Consider the following 1,450-nt stretch of genomic DNA (forward strand, 5'->3'; position numbering starts at 1 on the left):
GCGGTATCGGGAGCCGCCGGAAACGTCCAGGCGGCGGGATCCTGGGGGCTGTCGCAGGCGACGAGCCTGCTGCCGCGCTGGTGAGCGCGGCAGCCAGCAGCCGCGATCAGGCCAGCGCCTTCAGCGCGGAGCGTCCGGCATAGATCGCCTGCGCGCCGAGTTCCTCCTCGATGCGCAGCAGCTGGTTGTATTTCGCCGTGCGATCGGAGCGGGCGAGCGAGCCGGTCTTGATCTGCCCGCAGTTCGTCGCGACCGCGAGGTCGGCGATGGTCGAATCCTCGGTTTCGCCCGAGCGATGCGACATCACCGCAGTGTAGCCGGCGCGCTGCGCCATCTCGACGGCGGCCAGCGTCTCGGTCAGCGAGCCGATCTGGTTGACCTTCACGAGGATGGAATTGCCGGTCCGGGACTTGATGCCCTGCGACAGGCGGCTGACATTGGTGACGAACAGGTCGTCGCCGACCAGCTGGCACTTCGCGCCGACGAGGTCGGTCAGCGTCTTCCAGCCCTCCCAGTCGTCCTCGGCCATGCCGTCCTCGATCGAGACGATCGGGTAGTTGCCGACAAGCTTGGCGAGGTACTTGGCCTGCGCCTTCGGGTCGCGCGTCTTGCGCTCGCCTTCATAGACATAGGCGCCGTCCTTGAAGAACTCCGTAGCGGCGCAGTCGAGCGCCAGCGCGATATCCTCGCCGGGGCGGTAGCCGGCGCTCTCGATCGCCTGCATCACGAAGTCGAGCGCGGCTTCCGCCGACTTGATGTTGGGCGCGAAGCCGCCCTCGTCGCCGACATTCGTGTTGTGGCCGGCGTCGTGCAGCTTCTTCTTCAGCGTGTGGAAGATCTCGGCGCCCATGCGCAGGCCCTCGGCGAAGGAGTCCGCGCCGACCGGCATGACCATGAATTCCTGGAAGTCGATCGGGTTGTCGGCATGGGCGCCGCCATTGACGATGTTCATCATCGGCACGGGCAGGACGCGGGCCGAGGTGCCGCCGACATAGCGGTAGAGCGGCAGGCCGGAGGCCTCGGCCGCGGCCTTGGCGACGGCAAGCGAGACGCCGAGAATGGCGTTGGCGCCGAGCCTGGCCTTGTTCGGCGTGCCGTCGAGCTCGATCATGGTCTGGTCGATCGCGGTCTGGTCCTCGGCGTCCATCGCGACGATCGCCTCGGCGATCGCGACGTTGACGGATTCCACCGCCTTGAGCACGCCCTTGCCGAGATAGCGCGACTTGTCGCCGTCGCGAAGCTCGACGGCCTCATGCGCGCCGGTCGAGGCGCCGGAGGGGACGGCGGCCCGACCCATCGAGCCGTCCTCGAGCACGACATCGACCTCCACCGTCGGATTGCCGCGGGAATCCAGGATCTGGCGTCCGATGATGTCGATGATCGCAGTCATGGCAGGCTCCGGAGGAGACGAGGAAAGGATGAGGCGCTTCTAGCCAACCGGATGCGGTCG

At 67.4% G+C, this 1,450-nt stretch carries 1 protein-coding gene; it reads right to left on the reverse strand.

Annotated features, from left to right (window positions below; genetic code table 11):
- Positions 1–106 precede the first annotated feature (106 nt).
- Positions 107–1,390 carry a phosphopyruvate hydratase gene (gene eno / locus ACIPIA_RS16225; RefSeq protein WP_400511006.1) on the reverse strand — a complete coding sequence of 428 codons (1,284 nt, stop codon included), beginning with the start codon at positions 1,388–1,390 and terminating at the stop codon, positions 107–109.
- Positions 1,391–1,450: the final 60 nt, after the last annotated feature.

The sequence above is a fragment of the Allobosea sp. CER48 genome, from assembly GCF_044752385.1.
In the GTDB taxonomy this organism is placed as follows: domain Bacteria; phylum Pseudomonadota; class Alphaproteobacteria; order Rhizobiales; family Beijerinckiaceae; genus Allobosea.